The sequence below is a fragment of the Pseudomonas sp. DW-iso17 genome, from assembly GCF_058725345.1.
Window position 1 is genome coordinate 34,733 of record NZ_JBZXEA010000003.1, and the last position, 13,595, is coordinate 48,327.

A 13,595-nucleotide genomic window follows, 5' to 3' on the forward strand; every position below is an offset into this window, starting at 1 on the left:
AACCCGCGTTCTGGTGACAGGCGCGGGTTTTTTGTTGCCTTTGTGATCATTCCCACGCTCTGCGAGGGAATGCAGCTCTGGACGCTCTGCGTCTGCTTTAGAGGCGTGACGCGGAGCGTCACAGGAGGCATTCCCACGCAGAGCGTGGGAACGATCAGGGGGGCTGTAATTGCCTCACCCTCTACCACCCGGTAAAGTGCCGCTCCCCCGTAATGCCCGAGGCAACCCCATGACCCAGACCTTTGAAATCGCCGTGATCGGCGCCACCGGTACCGTGGGTGAAACCCTGGTGCAGATTCTCGAAGAACTGGAGTTCCCGGTGGGCACCTTGTACCTGCTGGCGGGCAGCAACTCGGCGGGGGCTTCGGTGCCGTTTCGGGGCAAGAACGTGCGGGTCAAAGAAGTCGACACGTTTGACTTCAGCAAGGTGCAGTTGGCGTTCTTCGCTGCAGGCCCGGCGGTGACCTTGAGCTTCGCTCCGCGTGCCACCGCCGCTGGTTGCGCGGTGATTGACTTGTCCGGCGCATTGCCCGCCGAGCAGGCGCCGCAAGTGGTACCGCAGGCCAACGCCCATGTGCTGAACGCGTTGAAAAAGCCTTTTCAACTCGGCAGCCCGAGCCCCTGTGCCACGTACCTCGCGGTGCTGCTGGCGCCCTTGCGCGGTGTGGTGGACATCCAGCGCGTGAGCGTCACCGCTAACCTGGCCATCTCTGCCCAGGGCCGCGAGGCCGTCAGCGAGTTGGCGCGCCAGACCGCTGAACTGTTGAACGTGCGTCCCTTGGAACCGGCGTTCTTTGATCGGCAAGTGGCGTTCAACCTGCTGGCGCAAGTCGGCACGCCGGATGCCCAAGGTCATACCGCCCTAGAGAAACGTCTCGTACACGAACTGCGTGCGGTGCTGGAAACACCTTTACTAAAGATTTCCGCCACCTGCGTTCAAGCCCCGGTGTTTTTCGGCGATAGCCTGGCTGTGTCGCTGCAACTGGCCGCGCCGGTCGACCTGGCCGCGGTGAACCGTGCCCTCGACGCTGCACCGGGAATAGAGCGGGTCGAGGAGGGCGATTACCCCACGGCCGTAGGCGACGCCGTCGGCCAGGACGTGGTGTATGTAGGGCGAGTTCGCGCCGGTATCGACGACCCGGCGGAACTAAATCTTTGGCTGACGTCAGATAACGTACGCAAAGGCTCGGCCCTGAACGCCGTGGAGCTGGCGCAGTTGTTGATAAAAGGCCTTGTGTAAAAGATACTTGGCGGCAATTTGTAGATTGATTCTAACCAGGCGCTATGCTTGGTCCCAAGTGAAACACAAGCGCGTCGGTGACCTATCGGCTCGCCATGCCTAATGGCAGCGGTTACCAACCTTCTCGCAGGGCGGGAAGCGTTCAAACAAAGGATGAGGCTATGGTTCAAGTTCGCAAACTGGTGTTCGCAATAGCGGCCGCCTCGGCGCTGTCCTCCGGTATGGCGCAGGCGCTGCAACTTGGGGAGATGACCCTCAAGTCGAAGTTGAACCAGCCGCTGTCGGTGGAAATCGAATTGCGCGATGTGGGCGGCCTTACGGCGTCCGAGATCACCCCTAGCCTGGCGTCGGCCCAGGCCTTCGTGGATGCGGGTGTCGACCGCCAGGCGTTTCTCGATGACCTGACGTTCACCCCGGTGATCAACCCCGAAGGTCGCAGCGTGGTGCGCGTGACCTCCAGCAAGCCTCTGCCCGATTCCTATGTGCGCTTCCTCATGCAGGTGCAATGGCCCAATGGCCGTTTGATGCGTGACTACAGCGTACTGCTCGACCCGGCCAAGTTCGATCAGCCAGCGCCGACGGCGAGCGCGCCGGCCAGTACCGCGCCAGCCGCCAGCACGCCTGCCCAGCACACCACCACGTCCCGCGATACCTTGTGGGAAATTGCCGCAAAGAACCGCAATGGCGCCTCGGTCCAGCAAACGATGCTGGCCATCCAGGCGCTTAACCCGGATGCCTTTGTCGACGGCAATATCAACCGCCTGAAAACCGGCCAGGTCCTGCGCCTGCCAGATACCACGCAAAGTACAGCGCTGGCGCAGCCGCAAGCGATTGCCGAAGTGAGCGCGCAGAACGCCGCCTGGCGCCAGGGCCGCCGTGGCCCTCAGAGCCAAGTGGCCGGCAAGCCGCAGTTGGACGCGACCAAACGCACCCAGGCCGGCAATGCGCCGTCGAGTACCCAGGCCAAGGATAACCTGAGCCTGGTGTCGGCCGAAGCTGCCAAGAAAGGCGCGAAGGGCACCGTCGGTGACAGCCGCGCCCTGAGCGACAAGCTGGCAATGACCCAGGAAGAGCTCGACACCACGCGGCGCGACAACGAAGAACTGAAAAGCCGTGCCGCCGACTTGCAAAGCCAGTTGGACAAGCTGCAGAAGCTGATCCAGCTGAAGAATGACCAATTGGCTCGTTTGCAAGCGCAAACGGGCGAGCCACAGACAGCCGCGATGCCCGCGCAGTTGCCGGGTGAACCTGCAGCTGAGCCGGCGGCCCCCGTTGCAACACCAGCGCCAGTGCCTGAACCGGCCAAGCCGGCTGCTGCGCCGGCCAGCACCGAAGGCAAGTTCAACGACCTGCTGACCAACCCGATTGTGCTCGGCATCCTTGGCGGTGCGGCCCTGCTGGTGGTGTTGCTGCTTCTGCTGCTGTGGGCACGCCATCGCAATGCTCGCCGCGAAGAAGAGAAACATCTGCGTATGGCACGGGCGTTGGCCGAAGAGCCTGAGTTCGTTTCCAATATCGATCAAGACCTGCCGCCTGACAGCTTCGAGGGCCTTGAAGTGCCGCCGCCGAGCGTCAAGCTCGCCACCGCAACGCCGCCAGCATCTGCGCCCGCGCCGGCGCCGGTGGTTGAGACGGTAGTGGCACCGACGGTCGCCTCCGTGCTGGCGCCGTTGGCGGTTGCCGTGGCTCAGGAAAACGCCAGTGACGCCCTGGCCCAGGCCCAATCCCATATCGACCGTGGCCATCTGAACCAGGCGGCGGATGTGCTTGAACAAGCCATCAAGCGCGAGCCCAAGCGCAGCGACCTGCGTTTGAAGCTGATGGAAGTCTATGGGCTGCAGAACAACAAAGACGGGTTCGTCACCCAGGAGCGCCAGTTGGTGGCCAACGGTGAGAACCATGCCCAGGTCGAGCAGCTCAAGGCGCGTTTCCCGGCCATGGCCGTGTTGGCGGCGGGTGTCAGTGCCGCAGTGGCTGCCGCGGCCCTGGATGCGCAGTACGTCAAGGACCTGCTCGATGACAAGCCGACCCCGGCCCCGCAGGCAGACACCTTCGACACCGATTTCGACCTGAGTCTGGATGACCTGGAAGCTGCCTCGCCGGCCGAGATCGCGCAAGACCAGCAAACCTTTGAATCGCTGCTCAAACAACAGACTGAGCCCAAGGCCGATGCGCCGGACCTGTCGGACTTCGATCTGGACCTGCAACTGGACCCGCCGACGTCGCAATCCGATGACGACTTCCTGTCGGGCCTTGAAGGGCAGATCAAGGATGTCCCGCCGGTTGAGCCGCCGACCCTGACGCCGGCCGCGCTGGACGAATTCGACCTGCCAGAAGACTTTGACCTGTCGCTGGCGGACGAGCCGAGCGCCCCGGCAGCCAAGCCCGATGCTTTTGCTTCGGAGCTGGACGACGTCAACGCTGAACTGGATCGTTTGTCACAGAGTCTGGAGCATCCGCCGATCGAGCCTTCCTTCACGGCTGAAGATGCCGCGCTGGGTGCTGAGGATGAGCCAGAGTTCGATTTCCTCTCTGGCACTGATGAAGTGGCCACCAAGCTCGACTTGGCCCAGGCCTACATCGACATGGGCGATGCGGACGGCGCGCGAGATATCCTGTCCGAAGTGTTGACCGAAGGCGACGAGGGTCAGCGTAGCGAAGCCAAGGAAATGCTCGGCAGAATCTAACGGCCGACGCAGAAAAATGTGGGAGCGGGCTTGTTGTGGCGAGGGAGCTTGCTCCCGCTGGGGTGCGTAGCGCCCCTGAAAAGCGGGCTCCAGCTGCGCTGTCGAACGGGAGCAAGCTCCCTCGCCACAAAAGCCCCAGATTAAAAGCCCCCTCTTATGCACCCTGACGCCCTATAATGCCCGCCTTTGCGCAACTCATCAGGCTCTCAGTTCTTGGCAAATATAGATAACGCGGCTGCCGAAATGGCGGCCGCAGGCTTTTACCGCATCGCCCTGGGCGTGGAATACAAAGGCTCGCGCTATCGCGGCTGGCAGCGTCAGGCCTCCGGGGTGCTGACGGTGCAGGAAACCCTGGAAAACGCCCTGTCCAAAGTCGCCAACTCGCCGGTGTCGCTGATGTGTGCCGGGCGCACCGATGCCGGCGTGCACGCGTGTGGCCAAGTGGTGCACTTCGACACCCAGGCCGAGCGGTCGATGAAGGCGTGGGTGATGGGGGCCAATATCAATTTGCCCCATGATGTCAGTGTCAGCTGGGCCAAGGTCATGCCGGCGCATTTTCACGCCCGTTTCAAGGCCATCGCCCGGCGTTACCGCTACGTGATCTACAACGATCAGATCCGCCCGGCGCACCTCAATGAAGAAATCACCTGGAACCACCGCCCGCTGGATGCCGAGCGTATGGCCGAAGCCGCGCAGCATCTGGTGGGGGTGCATGACTTCAGCGCCTTCCGTGCCGGGCAGTGCCAGGCCAAGTCGCCGATCAAGGAAGTCCACCACCTGCGGGTGACGCGCCACGGCAAGATGATCGTGCTGGATATCCGTGCCGGGGCCTTTCTGCATCATATGGTGCGCAATATCGCTGGGGTGCTGATGACCATCGGCACCGGTGAACGCCCGGTGGAGTGGGCCAAGGAAGTGCTGGAAAGCCGCATTCGCCGTACGGGCGGGGTCACGGCGCATCCGTTCGGCCTGTATCTGGTGGATGTGGAGTACCGCGACGAGTTCGAACTGCCGGAACGCTTTATCGGGCCGCACTTCCTCACCGGTTTCAGCGAACTTGGCGGCTGACGCCCGGAAAAGCTTTTGTTACCATCCGGGACTTTCTCGGACCAACCCTGAGGTTCCTACGACATGTCAGCCGTTCGCAGCAAGATTTGCGGGATTACCCGCATAGAAGACGCGCTGGCGGCAGTCGAAGCGGGGGCGGATGCCATTGGCCTGGTGTTTTATGCCAAGAGCCCACGGGCGGTGAATGTGCTGCAGGCGCGGGCGATTATCGCTGCGTTGCCGCCCTTCGTGACCACCGTGGGGTTGTTTGTCAACGCCAGCCGCTGCGAGCTCAACGAAACCCTGGATGCGGTGCCGCTGGATATGTTGCAGTTCCACGGCGACGAAACGCCAGAGGAATGCGAAAGCTATCAGCGCCCGTACATCAAGGCGTTGCGGGTCAAGGCCGGGGACGATATTGCCGCAGCCTGCGCCGCGTATGCCGGCGCTCGCGGGATTCTGCTGGACACCTACGTCGAAGGCGTACCCGGTGGTACGGGCGAGGCGTTCGACTGGTCGCTGATTCCCGAGGGGTTGAGCAAGCCGGTTATTCTCGCGGGTGGGCTCACCTCAGAGAACGTCCAGGCGGCCATCGAACAGGTTCGGCCGTATGCCGTCGACGTCAGCGGTGGGGTGGAGCAGGGCAAGGGGATCAAGGACCCGAGCAAGATTCGCGCGTTCATGCAGGCCGTGCGCAACAGCAGGGGTGGGATGTGACGGCTGGCAGTCTGCCGCCGTCCATAACTACCACTGTGTAAAACAGCCCGGCGCCGCCTGTGGGTGGCCCGGAAACGAAGTGGCAACCCTGCGCTGGCAGGTTGTCTGGAAGGCTGAGGATACGGGCGGGAAATGGCAGGTCCAACGTCTGACCCCGTCCCGCCTGTGTCATCGCCACATATGAATTTAGCTCAAGGGCATACGCGGGGCTGTGTTCAAGCCACCGGTACTGGAGAAAAGAAAGCATGAGCAACTGGTTAGTAGACAAACTGATCCCTTCGATCATGCGTTCCGAGGTGAAGAAAAGCTCGGTTCCTGAAGGTCTGTGGCACAAATGCCCATCCTGCGACGCGGTGCTGTATCGCCCGGAGCTGGAAAAGACCCTGGACGTTTGCCCCAAGTGCAACCACCACATGCGTATTGGCGCACGCGCTCGTATCGACATCTTCCTGGATGCCGACGGCCGTAATGAGCTGGGTGCCGACCTGGAGCCGGTTGACCGTCTCAAGTTCCGCGACAGCAAGAAGTACAAGGACCGTCTGGTCGGCGCACAGAAGCAGACTGGCGAGAAAGACGCGCTGATTTCGGTCAGCGGCAAGCTGCTGGGCATGCCGGTGGTGGTTTCGGCCTTCGAATTCTCCTTCATGGGCGGTTCCATGGGTGCCATCGTCGGTGAGCGCTTTGTTCGCGCTGCCAACTATGCCCTGGAAAACCGTTGCCCGATGATCTGCTTCGCCGCCTCCGGTGGTGCGCGTATGCAGGAAGCCCTGATTTCCCTGATGCAAATGGCCAAGACCTCGGCGGTTCTGGCGCGTCTGCGTGAAGAAGGCATTCCGTTCATCTCCGTGCTGACCGACCCGGTCTACGGCGGCGTCTCCGCCAGCCTGGCGATGTTGGGCGATGTGATCGTTGGCGAGCCTAAAGCCCTGATCGGCTTTGCCGGCCCACGCGTGATCGAGCAGACCGTGCGGGAGAAACTGCCGGAAGGCTTCCAGCGCAGCGAGTTCCTGCTGGAGCACGGTGCGATCGACCTGATCATCCCGCGTGGCGAGTTGCGCCCGCGCCTGGGCAGCCTGCTGGCGCAAATGATGGGCCTGCCGACGCCTGTGTACGTCGCACCTAAAGTCGAGCCGATCGTTGTGCCGCCGGTGCCAGCAAACCTATGACCCAACGTACCCTGGGCGAATGGCTCGCCTACCTTGAGCAGTTGCATCCGTCCGCCATCGACATGGGCCTGGAGCGCTCGCAACAGGTAGCGGCCCGCCTCGGGTTGGGCCAGCCGGCACCGCGTGTGATCACGGTGACCGGCACCAACGGCAAAGGCTCCACCTGTGCTTTTGTGGCCGCGCTGTTGCAGGCCCAGGGCCTCAAAGTCGGCGTGTACAGCTCGCCGCACCTGCTGCGCTACAACGAGCGGGTGCAGCTCAATGGCGTAGAAGCCACTGATGCCCAGCTGTGCGAAGCCTTCGCAGCCCTGGAAGCCGGGCGCGGCGACATCTCCCTGACCTATTTCGAGATGGGCACACTGGCGGCGTTCTGGCTGTTCGAGCGTTCGCAACTGGATGTGGTCGTGCTGGAGGTCGGCCTCGGCGGGCGTCTGGATACGGTCAACGTGGTGGATGCCGACCTGGCGCTGGTCACCAGCATCGGTGTTGATCACGCCGACTATCTAGGCAATACCCGCGAGTCTGTGGCCTATGAAAAGGCCGGGATCTTCCGCCAGAGCAGGCCCGCGCTCTGTGGCGACCTGGATCCGCCGCAACCTTTGCTGGACAAGGTGCGCGAGCTGGATTGCCCGTTCTACCTGCGCGGTCGTGAATTCAATCTCGACATCGGTGCGACCCACTGGCAATGGCGTGGGCGTGATGCCCGTGGCAAGGTGGTAGAGCTGCTCGATTTGCCGTTGCTGAACCTGCCGATGGAAAACGCCGCACTCGCGCTGCAAGCCTATTTGCTGCTGGATCTGCCGTGGGATGCCAAGCAGATCGGCGCAACCCTGCGAGCGACGAAGGTGGTGGGGCGCCTGGATCGCCGGGTGCTGGACTGGCAAGGCAAGCGCCTGAACCTGTTGCTGGATGTCGGGCATAACCCCCATGCGGCTCACTATCTGGCTCAGCGCCTGGCGCGCACACCACCGGCCGGCCGCCGCCTGGCGGTGTTCGGGTTGCTGGCCGACAAGGATCTTGATGGCGTAATAGCGCCGTTGTTTGGCAGCGTACAGTCTTGGGCCGTTGCGCCGCTGGATACGCCGCGCAGCCGTCCTGCGGTTGAGCTGGAAACTGCCTTGCAGAACCTTGGCGCGCCCGTGACGTCGTATGCAAGCATCACTGCCGCCCTTGAGGCGCAGTGTGCGCTGGCTGCGGCCGAAGACGAAATCCTGTTGTTCGGATCATTTTATTGTGTTGCCGAGGCGCTCGAATGGCTGGCCCGGCGCTCCACGGAGGAAGCTGCACATGGCATTACTGGATAGCGCATACAAGCAGCGAATGGTCGGGGCCCTGGTGCTGGTGGCGTTGGCGGTAATCTTTCTGCCGATGCTGTTTTCCCGCCAGGACGAACAGCGCCAGGTGGTGGTTGAAGCTCCCGCTGCGCCCCAGGCGCCGGTGGTGCCCCAGGTTCAAGTCGAACCGGTAGTTGTGCCTGAGCCTCAGGTGTTGCCGGAAGAACCTGTGCCCGTCGAGGAGGAGGTCGTCACCCAACAGGCACCTTCGCAGGCCCCTTCGATGCCGGTGCAGCCAAGTGTGCCGGTGGTCAAGCCGACGCCAGCCCCGGCTGTCGCCGCCAAACCGGCTGCACCGGCGCCAGCGCCCAAGCCTGTGGCGCCGCAGCCTGCTGCACCGGGTAAGCCGGATGTGGGTCAGAGCCGCATCGACCCTAATGGCTTGCCGATCAGTTGGTCGATCCAGCTCGCCAGCCTGGCCAATCGCGAAAGCGCCGATGCCTTGCAGAAAAAGCTGCGTGCCCAGGGATATAACGCCTATATCCGCAGTGCCGATGGCAAGAACCGTGTTTTTGTGGGGCCGCTGATCGAGCGTGCCGAGGCAGATCGCCTGCGCGATTTGCTGGGTCGTCAGCAGAACCTCAACGGGTTTGTGGTGCGTTTCCAGCCCGAGCGCGGCTGAACGGGCAATAGGCTCTAAATGTGGGAGCTGGCTTGCCTGCGATGGCGGTGGTTCAATCGACAACGATGTCGAATATGCCGCCCTCATCGCAGGCAAGCCAGCTCCCACATTGATTTATGGTGGGCTTGAAATGGCGTTCACACCGCCCAATCTATTGATTTGCAAAGCAGCCGCAATCACCGCTTACCGATAGCCCGGCGCTCTGCTAAAATGCGCCGCCTTATCCGTACGTAGGCTGCACTGTGCCATTTACCTGGGTTGATTGGGCGATCGTTGCAATCGTCGCCATCTCCGCTTTGATCAGTCTGAGCCGCGGCTTCGTAAAAGAAGCACTGTCGTTGCTGACCTGGATCATTGCAGGAGTCGTAGCCTGGATGTTCGGTGGTTCACTGTCGGTCTACCTGGCCGGGTACATAGAGACACCTTCGGCTCGCGTCATCGCGGGCTGCGCCATCATGTTCATCGCCACGCTGTTGGTGGGGGCAATGGTCAATTATCTTATTGGCGAGTTGATACGTGTCACCGGCATCGAAGGGACCGATCGATTTCTCGGCATGGCCTTCGGGGCTGCGCGTGGCGCGCTGCTGGTGGTCGTGGCGGTCGGGCTGTTGAGCCTGGGGCCGGTACAGCAGGATTCGTGGTGGCAGGAGTCGGTACTCGTGCCAAAATTTCTATTGGTTGCAGACTGGTCCAAGAACCTCATTCTGGGGTGGAGCAGTCAGTGGCTGGCCAGCGGAATCAGCGTACCCGCTGATCTTCCGTTCAAGGAACACCTCTTACCGGCCAAAACGCCTCAGTAAGCTGTGTTCAGTCAAGATTCATTAAGTAGGGGTTGTGTCGCATGTGTGGCATCGTCGGTATCGTCGGTAAGTCGAACGTCAATCAGGCGCTGTATGACGCGCTAACCGTCCTCCAGCACCGCGGCCAGGACGCTGCCGGTATTGTGACCAGCCACGACGGCCGGTTATTCCTGCGCAAGGACAATGGCCTGGTGCGTGACGTGTTCCATCAGCGTCACATGCAGCGCCTCGTCGGGCACATGGGCATTGGCCACGTGCGATACCCGACTGCCGGTAGCTCGACCTCGGCCGAAGCTCAACCGTTCTACGTCAACTCGCCTTACGGCATCACCTTGGCGCACAACGGTAACCTGACCAACGTTGAACAACTGGCCAAGGAGATCTACGAATCTGACCTGCGCCACGTCAACACCAGCTCCGATTCGGAAGTGTTGCTCAACGTGTTCGCCCACGAGCTGGCCCAGCGCGGCAAGCTGCAGCCGACCGAAGAAGACGTGTTCGCCGCCGTGATCGACGTGCACAACCGTTGCGTCGGTGGTTATGCCGTGGTGGCGATGATCACCGGTTACGGCATCGTCGGTTTCCGCGACCCGCACGGCATTCGCCCGATCGTGTTCGGCCAGCGTCACACCGACGAAGGCGTCGAGTACATGATCGCTTCCGAAAGCGTGTCCCTGGACGTGCTGGGCTTCACCCTGATCCGCGACCTGGCGCCGGGCGAGGCTGTCTACATCACCGAAGACGGCAAGCTGCACACCCGCCAGTGCGCCGTAGCGCCGAAACTCACCCCGTGCATCTTCGAACACGTCTACCTGGCGCGTCCGGACTCGATCATCGACGGTGTCTCGGTCTACAAGGCGCGCCTGCGTATGGGCGAGAAGCTGGCCGAGAAGATCCTGCGCGAGCGTCCCGAGCACGATATCGATGTGGTCATCCCGATTCCGGACACCAGCCGCACCGCCGCGCTGGAGCTGGCCAACCATCTGGGCGTCAAATTCCGCGAAGGCTTCGTGAAGAACCGCTACATCGGTCGTACTTTCATCATGCCCGGCCAGGCTGCGCGCAAGAAGTCGGTACGCCAGAAGCTCAACGCCATCGAGCTTGAGTTCCGCGGCAAGAACGTGATGCTGGTAGATGACTCCATCGTACGCGGCACCACCTGCAAGCAGATCATCCAGATGGCCCGCGAAGCCGGGGCGAAGAACGTGTACTTCTGCTCTGCGGCGCCCGCGGTGCGTTACCCGAACGTGTACGGTATCGACATGCCGAGCGCCCATGAGCTGATCGCGCATAACCGTTCGACTCAGGACGTGGCCGACCTGATCGGCGCCGACTGGCTGATCTACCAGGACCTGCCGGACCTGATCGAAGCGGTTGGCGGTGGCAAGATCAAGATCGAGCAGTTCGACTGCGCCGTGTTCGACGGCAAGTACGTCACCGGCGATGTCGACGAGGCCTACCTGAACAAGATCGAGCAAGCGCGCAACGACTCGTCGAAGATCAAGACCCAGGCGGTCAGCGCGATCATCGACCTGTATAACAACTGAGTAAACACCGGCCCTGAGGGGCCGGTTTTGTATCTTAAACAAAGAATTGAATAAGGAGTCGCAGCATGAGTCAGGAATGGGATGCCGGTCGGTTGGACAGCGACCTCGATGGCGTAGCTTTCGATACCCTGGCTGTGCGCGCCGGCCAGCACCGTACCCCGGAAGGTGAGCACGGCGACCCGATGTTCTTCACCTCCAGCTACGTGTTCCGTACTGCCGCCGACGCCGCTGCGCGGTTTGCTGGCGAAGTGCCGGGCAACGTGTATTCGCGCTACACCAACCCGACCGTGCGTGCGTTTGAAGAGCGCATCGCGGCCCTGGAAGGTGCCGAGCAGGCCGTGGCGACTGCCACCGGCATGGCGGCCATCCTGGCGGTGGTGATGAGCCTGTGCAGCGCCGGCGACCATGTGCTGGTATCGCGCAGCGTGTTCGGCTCGACCATCAGCCTGTTCGAAAAGTACTTCAAGCGTTTCGGTATTGAAGTCGATTACGTGCCCCTGGCGGACCTGTCCGGCTGGGAGGCGGCCATCAAGGCCAATACCAAGCTGTTGTTCGTCGAATCGCCGTCCAACCCGCTCGCTGAGCTGGTGGACATCGCCGCGCTGTCCGAAGTCGCCCATGCCAAGGGCGCGATGCTGGTGGTGGACAACTGCTTCTGCACCCCGGCCTTGCAGCAACCGCTGAAGCTGGGTGCGGACATCGTGGTGCACTCGGCAACCAAGTTTATCGACGGCCAGGGCCGTTGCATGGGCGGCGTGGTGGCCGGTCGCAGCGAGCAGATGAAGGAAGTGGTGGGCTTCCTGCGCACCGCCGGCCCGACCCTCAGCCCGTTCAACGCCTGGATCTTCCTCAAAGGCCTGGAAACCCTCAGCCTGCGCATGAAAGCCCATTGCGCCAACGCCCAGGCCCTGGCCGAGTGGCTGGAGCAGCAGGACGGTATCGAGAAAGTGCATTACGCCGGCCTCAAGAGCCACCCGCAACATGCCTTGGCCCAGCGCCAGCAGCGTGGTTTCGGGGCGGTGGTGAGTTTTGAAGTGAAGGGCGGCAAAGACGGCGCCTGGCGCTTCATCGACGCGACACGCTTGATCTCCATTACCGCCAACCTGGGTGACAGCAAGACCACCATCACCCACCCGAGCACCACCTCCCACGGGCGCCTGGCGCCGCAGGAGCGTGAAGCGGCCGGCATCCGTGACAGCCTGATCCGCATTGCAGTGGGCCTGGAAGATGTTGCTGACTTGCAGGCAGACCTGGCCCGCGGGCTGGCGGCCTTGTGATCGAGTGGTCCATGGAGGCCGCTGCGGCCAGTAACGGGCGCGTGGCGTTGGTGACGGGCGCGGCGCGGGGCATTGGCCTCGGGATTGCCGCGTGGCTGATCAGTGAAGGTTGGCAGGTGGTACTGACCGACCTGGACCGCGAGCGCGGTGCCAAGGTGTCCAAGGTGCTGGGCGACAATGCCTGGTTTATCACCATGGACGTGGCCGACGAGAAGCAAGTGGCCCAGGGTGTCGCCGAGGTGCTGGGGCAGTTCGGGCGCCTGGATGCGTTGGTGTGCAATGCGGCGGTGGCCGACCCGCGCAATATCACCCTGGAAAGCCTCGATCTGACGTATTGGAATCGGGTGCTGGCGGTCAACCTCAGCGGGCCGATGCTGTTGGCCAAGCACTGCGCGCCTTACCTGCGTGCCCACGGCGGCGCTATCGTCAACCTGGCCTCGACCCGGGCGCGTCAATCCGAGCCCGACACCGAAGCCTATGCGGCCAGCAAAGGTGGGCTGTTGGCCCTGACCCACGCGTTGGCCATGAGCCTGGGTCCCGAAGTGCGGGTCAATGCGGTCAGCCCTGGCTGGATCGACGCACGTGACCCGGCTGCGCGGCGTGCAGAGCCGCTCACCGACGCCGATCATGCCCAGCATCCGGCGGGCAGGGTGGGGACGGTGGAGGACGTGGCGGCGATGGTGGCCTGGTTGCTGTCACGCCAGGCCGGGTTCGTCACCGGGCAAGAGTTTGTGGTGGACGGCGGCATGAGCAAGAAGATGATTTACAGCGAGTAGGGCGGGTAGCCGCCTTGAAGTTATTTTGTCTTTTTCAGAAAAACTTCAAGCAGGCTATTGACTTAGGTCCGCTACCTGCGTAAATTTCGCGGCCTCAACGAAGCAAAGGGTGATTAGCTCAGCTGGGAGAGCATCTGCCTTACAAGCAGAGGGTCGGCGGTTCGATCCCGTCATCACCCACCACTTCTAGAGAGTTTTGCCCCTAGGGCAAGACGCAACGTTAAAGGTTGCACCGACGCGCAGCGGTAGTTCAGTCGGTTAGAATACCGGCCTGTCACGCCGGGGGTCGCGGGTTCGAGTCCCGTCCGCTGCGCCATATTTTCCAGGTTCGATCTGTCGGGCTTGAGATTGAACAGCCAAGGCTGATCGATCAGATGTTTAA

The 13,595-nt window shown here is 62.4% G+C and carries 11 protein-coding genes and 2 tRNA genes; all 13 read left to right on the forward strand.

Annotated elements, in window-relative coordinates; translation table 11 throughout:
* The first annotated feature begins 229 nt into the window (after positions 1 to 229).
* Positions 230 to 1,240 carry an aspartate-semialdehyde dehydrogenase gene (locus AC4PS6_RS02560; protein WP_336827383.1) on the forward strand — a complete coding sequence of 337 codons (1,011 nt, stop codon included), beginning with the start codon at positions 230 to 232 and terminating at the stop codon, positions 1,238 to 1,240.
* Positions 1,241 to 1,401: 161 nt separating this feature from the next.
* Positions 1,402 to 3,927: a FimV/HubP family polar landmark protein gene (locus AC4PS6_RS02565; RefSeq protein WP_336827384.1), complete on the forward strand. Its 2,526-nt coding sequence runs from the start codon at positions 1,402 to 1,404 to the stop codon at positions 3,925 to 3,927.
* A 243-nt stretch (positions 3,928 to 4,170) separates the two neighbouring features.
* Positions 4,171 to 4,995 (forward strand): tRNA pseudouridine(38-40) synthase TruA, encoded by an 825-nt coding sequence (gene truA / locus AC4PS6_RS02570; protein ID WP_003192549.1) that lies wholly within the window; start codon positions 4,171 to 4,173, stop codon positions 4,993 to 4,995.
* A 63-nt stretch (positions 4,996 to 5,058) separates the two neighbouring features.
* Positions 5,059 to 5,691 (forward strand): phosphoribosylanthranilate isomerase, encoded by a 633-nt coding sequence (locus AC4PS6_RS02575; protein WP_032903801.1) that lies wholly within the window; start codon positions 5,059 to 5,061, stop codon positions 5,689 to 5,691.
* Between the two features lie 245 nt (positions 5,692 to 5,936).
* On the forward strand, positions 5,937 to 6,857 hold the full coding sequence (accD, locus tag AC4PS6_RS02580) for an acetyl-CoA carboxylase, carboxyltransferase subunit beta (protein ID WP_014719154.1): 921 nt from the start codon (positions 5,937 to 5,939) through the stop codon (positions 6,855 to 6,857).
* Entirely contained in the window at positions 6,854 to 8,161 is a 1,308-nt protein-coding gene (folC, locus tag AC4PS6_RS02585) for a bifunctional tetrahydrofolate synthase/dihydrofolate synthase (protein WP_032903800.1), read from the forward strand. Before accD ends, folC begins: the two co-directional genes overlap by 4 nt.
* Positions 8,145 to 8,813 carry an SPOR domain-containing protein gene (locus tag AC4PS6_RS02590; protein ID WP_014719152.1) on the forward strand — a complete coding sequence of 223 codons (669 nt, stop codon included), beginning with the start codon at positions 8,145 to 8,147 and terminating at the stop codon, positions 8,811 to 8,813. The genes folC and AC4PS6_RS02590 overlap by 17 nt, the downstream gene beginning before the upstream one ends.
* Positions 8,814 to 9,055: 242 nt before the next feature.
* Positions 9,056 to 9,613 carry a CvpA family protein gene (locus AC4PS6_RS02595; protein WP_014719151.1) on the forward strand — a complete coding sequence of 186 codons (558 nt, stop codon included), beginning with the start codon at positions 9,056 to 9,058 and terminating at the stop codon, positions 9,611 to 9,613.
* A gap of 41 nt (positions 9,614 to 9,654) precedes the next feature.
* Positions 9,655 to 11,160, forward strand: coding sequence for an amidophosphoribosyltransferase (gene purF / locus AC4PS6_RS02600; RefSeq protein ID WP_003192537.1), 1,506 nt, complete (start codon positions 9,655 to 9,657; stop codon positions 11,158 to 11,160).
* Between the two features lie 65 nt (positions 11,161 to 11,225).
* Positions 11,226 to 12,437 carry an O-succinylhomoserine sulfhydrylase gene (locus AC4PS6_RS02605; protein WP_014719150.1) on the forward strand — a complete coding sequence of 404 codons (1,212 nt, stop codon included), beginning with the start codon at positions 11,226 to 11,228 and terminating at the stop codon, positions 12,435 to 12,437.
* A gap of 11 nt (positions 12,438 to 12,448) precedes the next feature.
* The gene (locus tag AC4PS6_RS02610; protein ID WP_014719149.1) at positions 12,449 to 13,213 is read left to right on the forward strand and encodes an SDR family oxidoreductase; all 765 of its coding nucleotides are present in this window, start codon (positions 12,449 to 12,451) and stop codon (positions 13,211 to 13,213) included.
* A 107-nt stretch (positions 13,214 to 13,320) separates the two neighbouring features.
* Positions 13,321 to 13,396: transfer RNA gene (locus AC4PS6_RS02615), tRNA-Val, on the forward strand.
* 56 nt (positions 13,397 to 13,452) lie between these two features.
* Positions 13,453 to 13,529 (forward strand) — tRNA-Asp (locus AC4PS6_RS02620).
* Positions 13,530 to 13,595 lie beyond the last annotated feature (66 nt).

Excerpts from the sequence above, each read along its gene's own strand:
- purF (WP_003192537.1), top strand. The coding sequence starts at position 9,655 with ATGTGTGGCATCGTCGGTATCGTCGGTAAGTCGAACGTCAATCAGGCG.
- AC4PS6_RS02560 (WP_336827383.1), top strand. The coding sequence starts at position 230 with ATGACCCAGACCTTTGAAATCGCCGTGATCGGCGCCACCGGTACCGTG.
- AC4PS6_RS02575 (WP_032903801.1), top strand. The coding sequence starts at position 5,059 with ATGTCAGCCGTTCGCAGCAAGATTTGCGGGATTACCCGCATAGAAGAC.
- accD (WP_014719154.1), top strand. The coding sequence starts at position 5,937 with ATGAGCAACTGGTTAGTAGACAAACTGATCCCTTCGATCATGCGTTCC.
- AC4PS6_RS02590 (WP_014719152.1), top strand. The coding sequence starts at position 8,145 with ATGGCATTACTGGATAGCGCATACAAGCAGCGAATGGTCGGGGCCCTG.
- AC4PS6_RS02605 (WP_014719150.1), top strand. The coding sequence starts at position 11,226 with ATGAGTCAGGAATGGGATGCCGGTCGGTTGGACAGCGACCTCGATGGC.
- AC4PS6_RS02565 (WP_336827384.1), top strand. The coding sequence starts at position 1,402 with ATGGTTCAAGTTCGCAAACTGGTGTTCGCAATAGCGGCCGCCTCGGCG.
- AC4PS6_RS02610 (WP_014719149.1), top strand. The coding sequence starts at position 12,449 with ATGGAGGCCGCTGCGGCCAGTAACGGGCGCGTGGCGTTGGTGACGGGC.
- truA (WP_003192549.1), top strand. The coding sequence starts at position 4,171 with ATGGCGGCCGCAGGCTTTTACCGCATCGCCCTGGGCGTGGAATACAAA.
- folC (WP_032903800.1), top strand. The coding sequence starts at position 6,854 with ATGACCCAACGTACCCTGGGCGAATGGCTCGCCTACCTTGAGCAGTTG.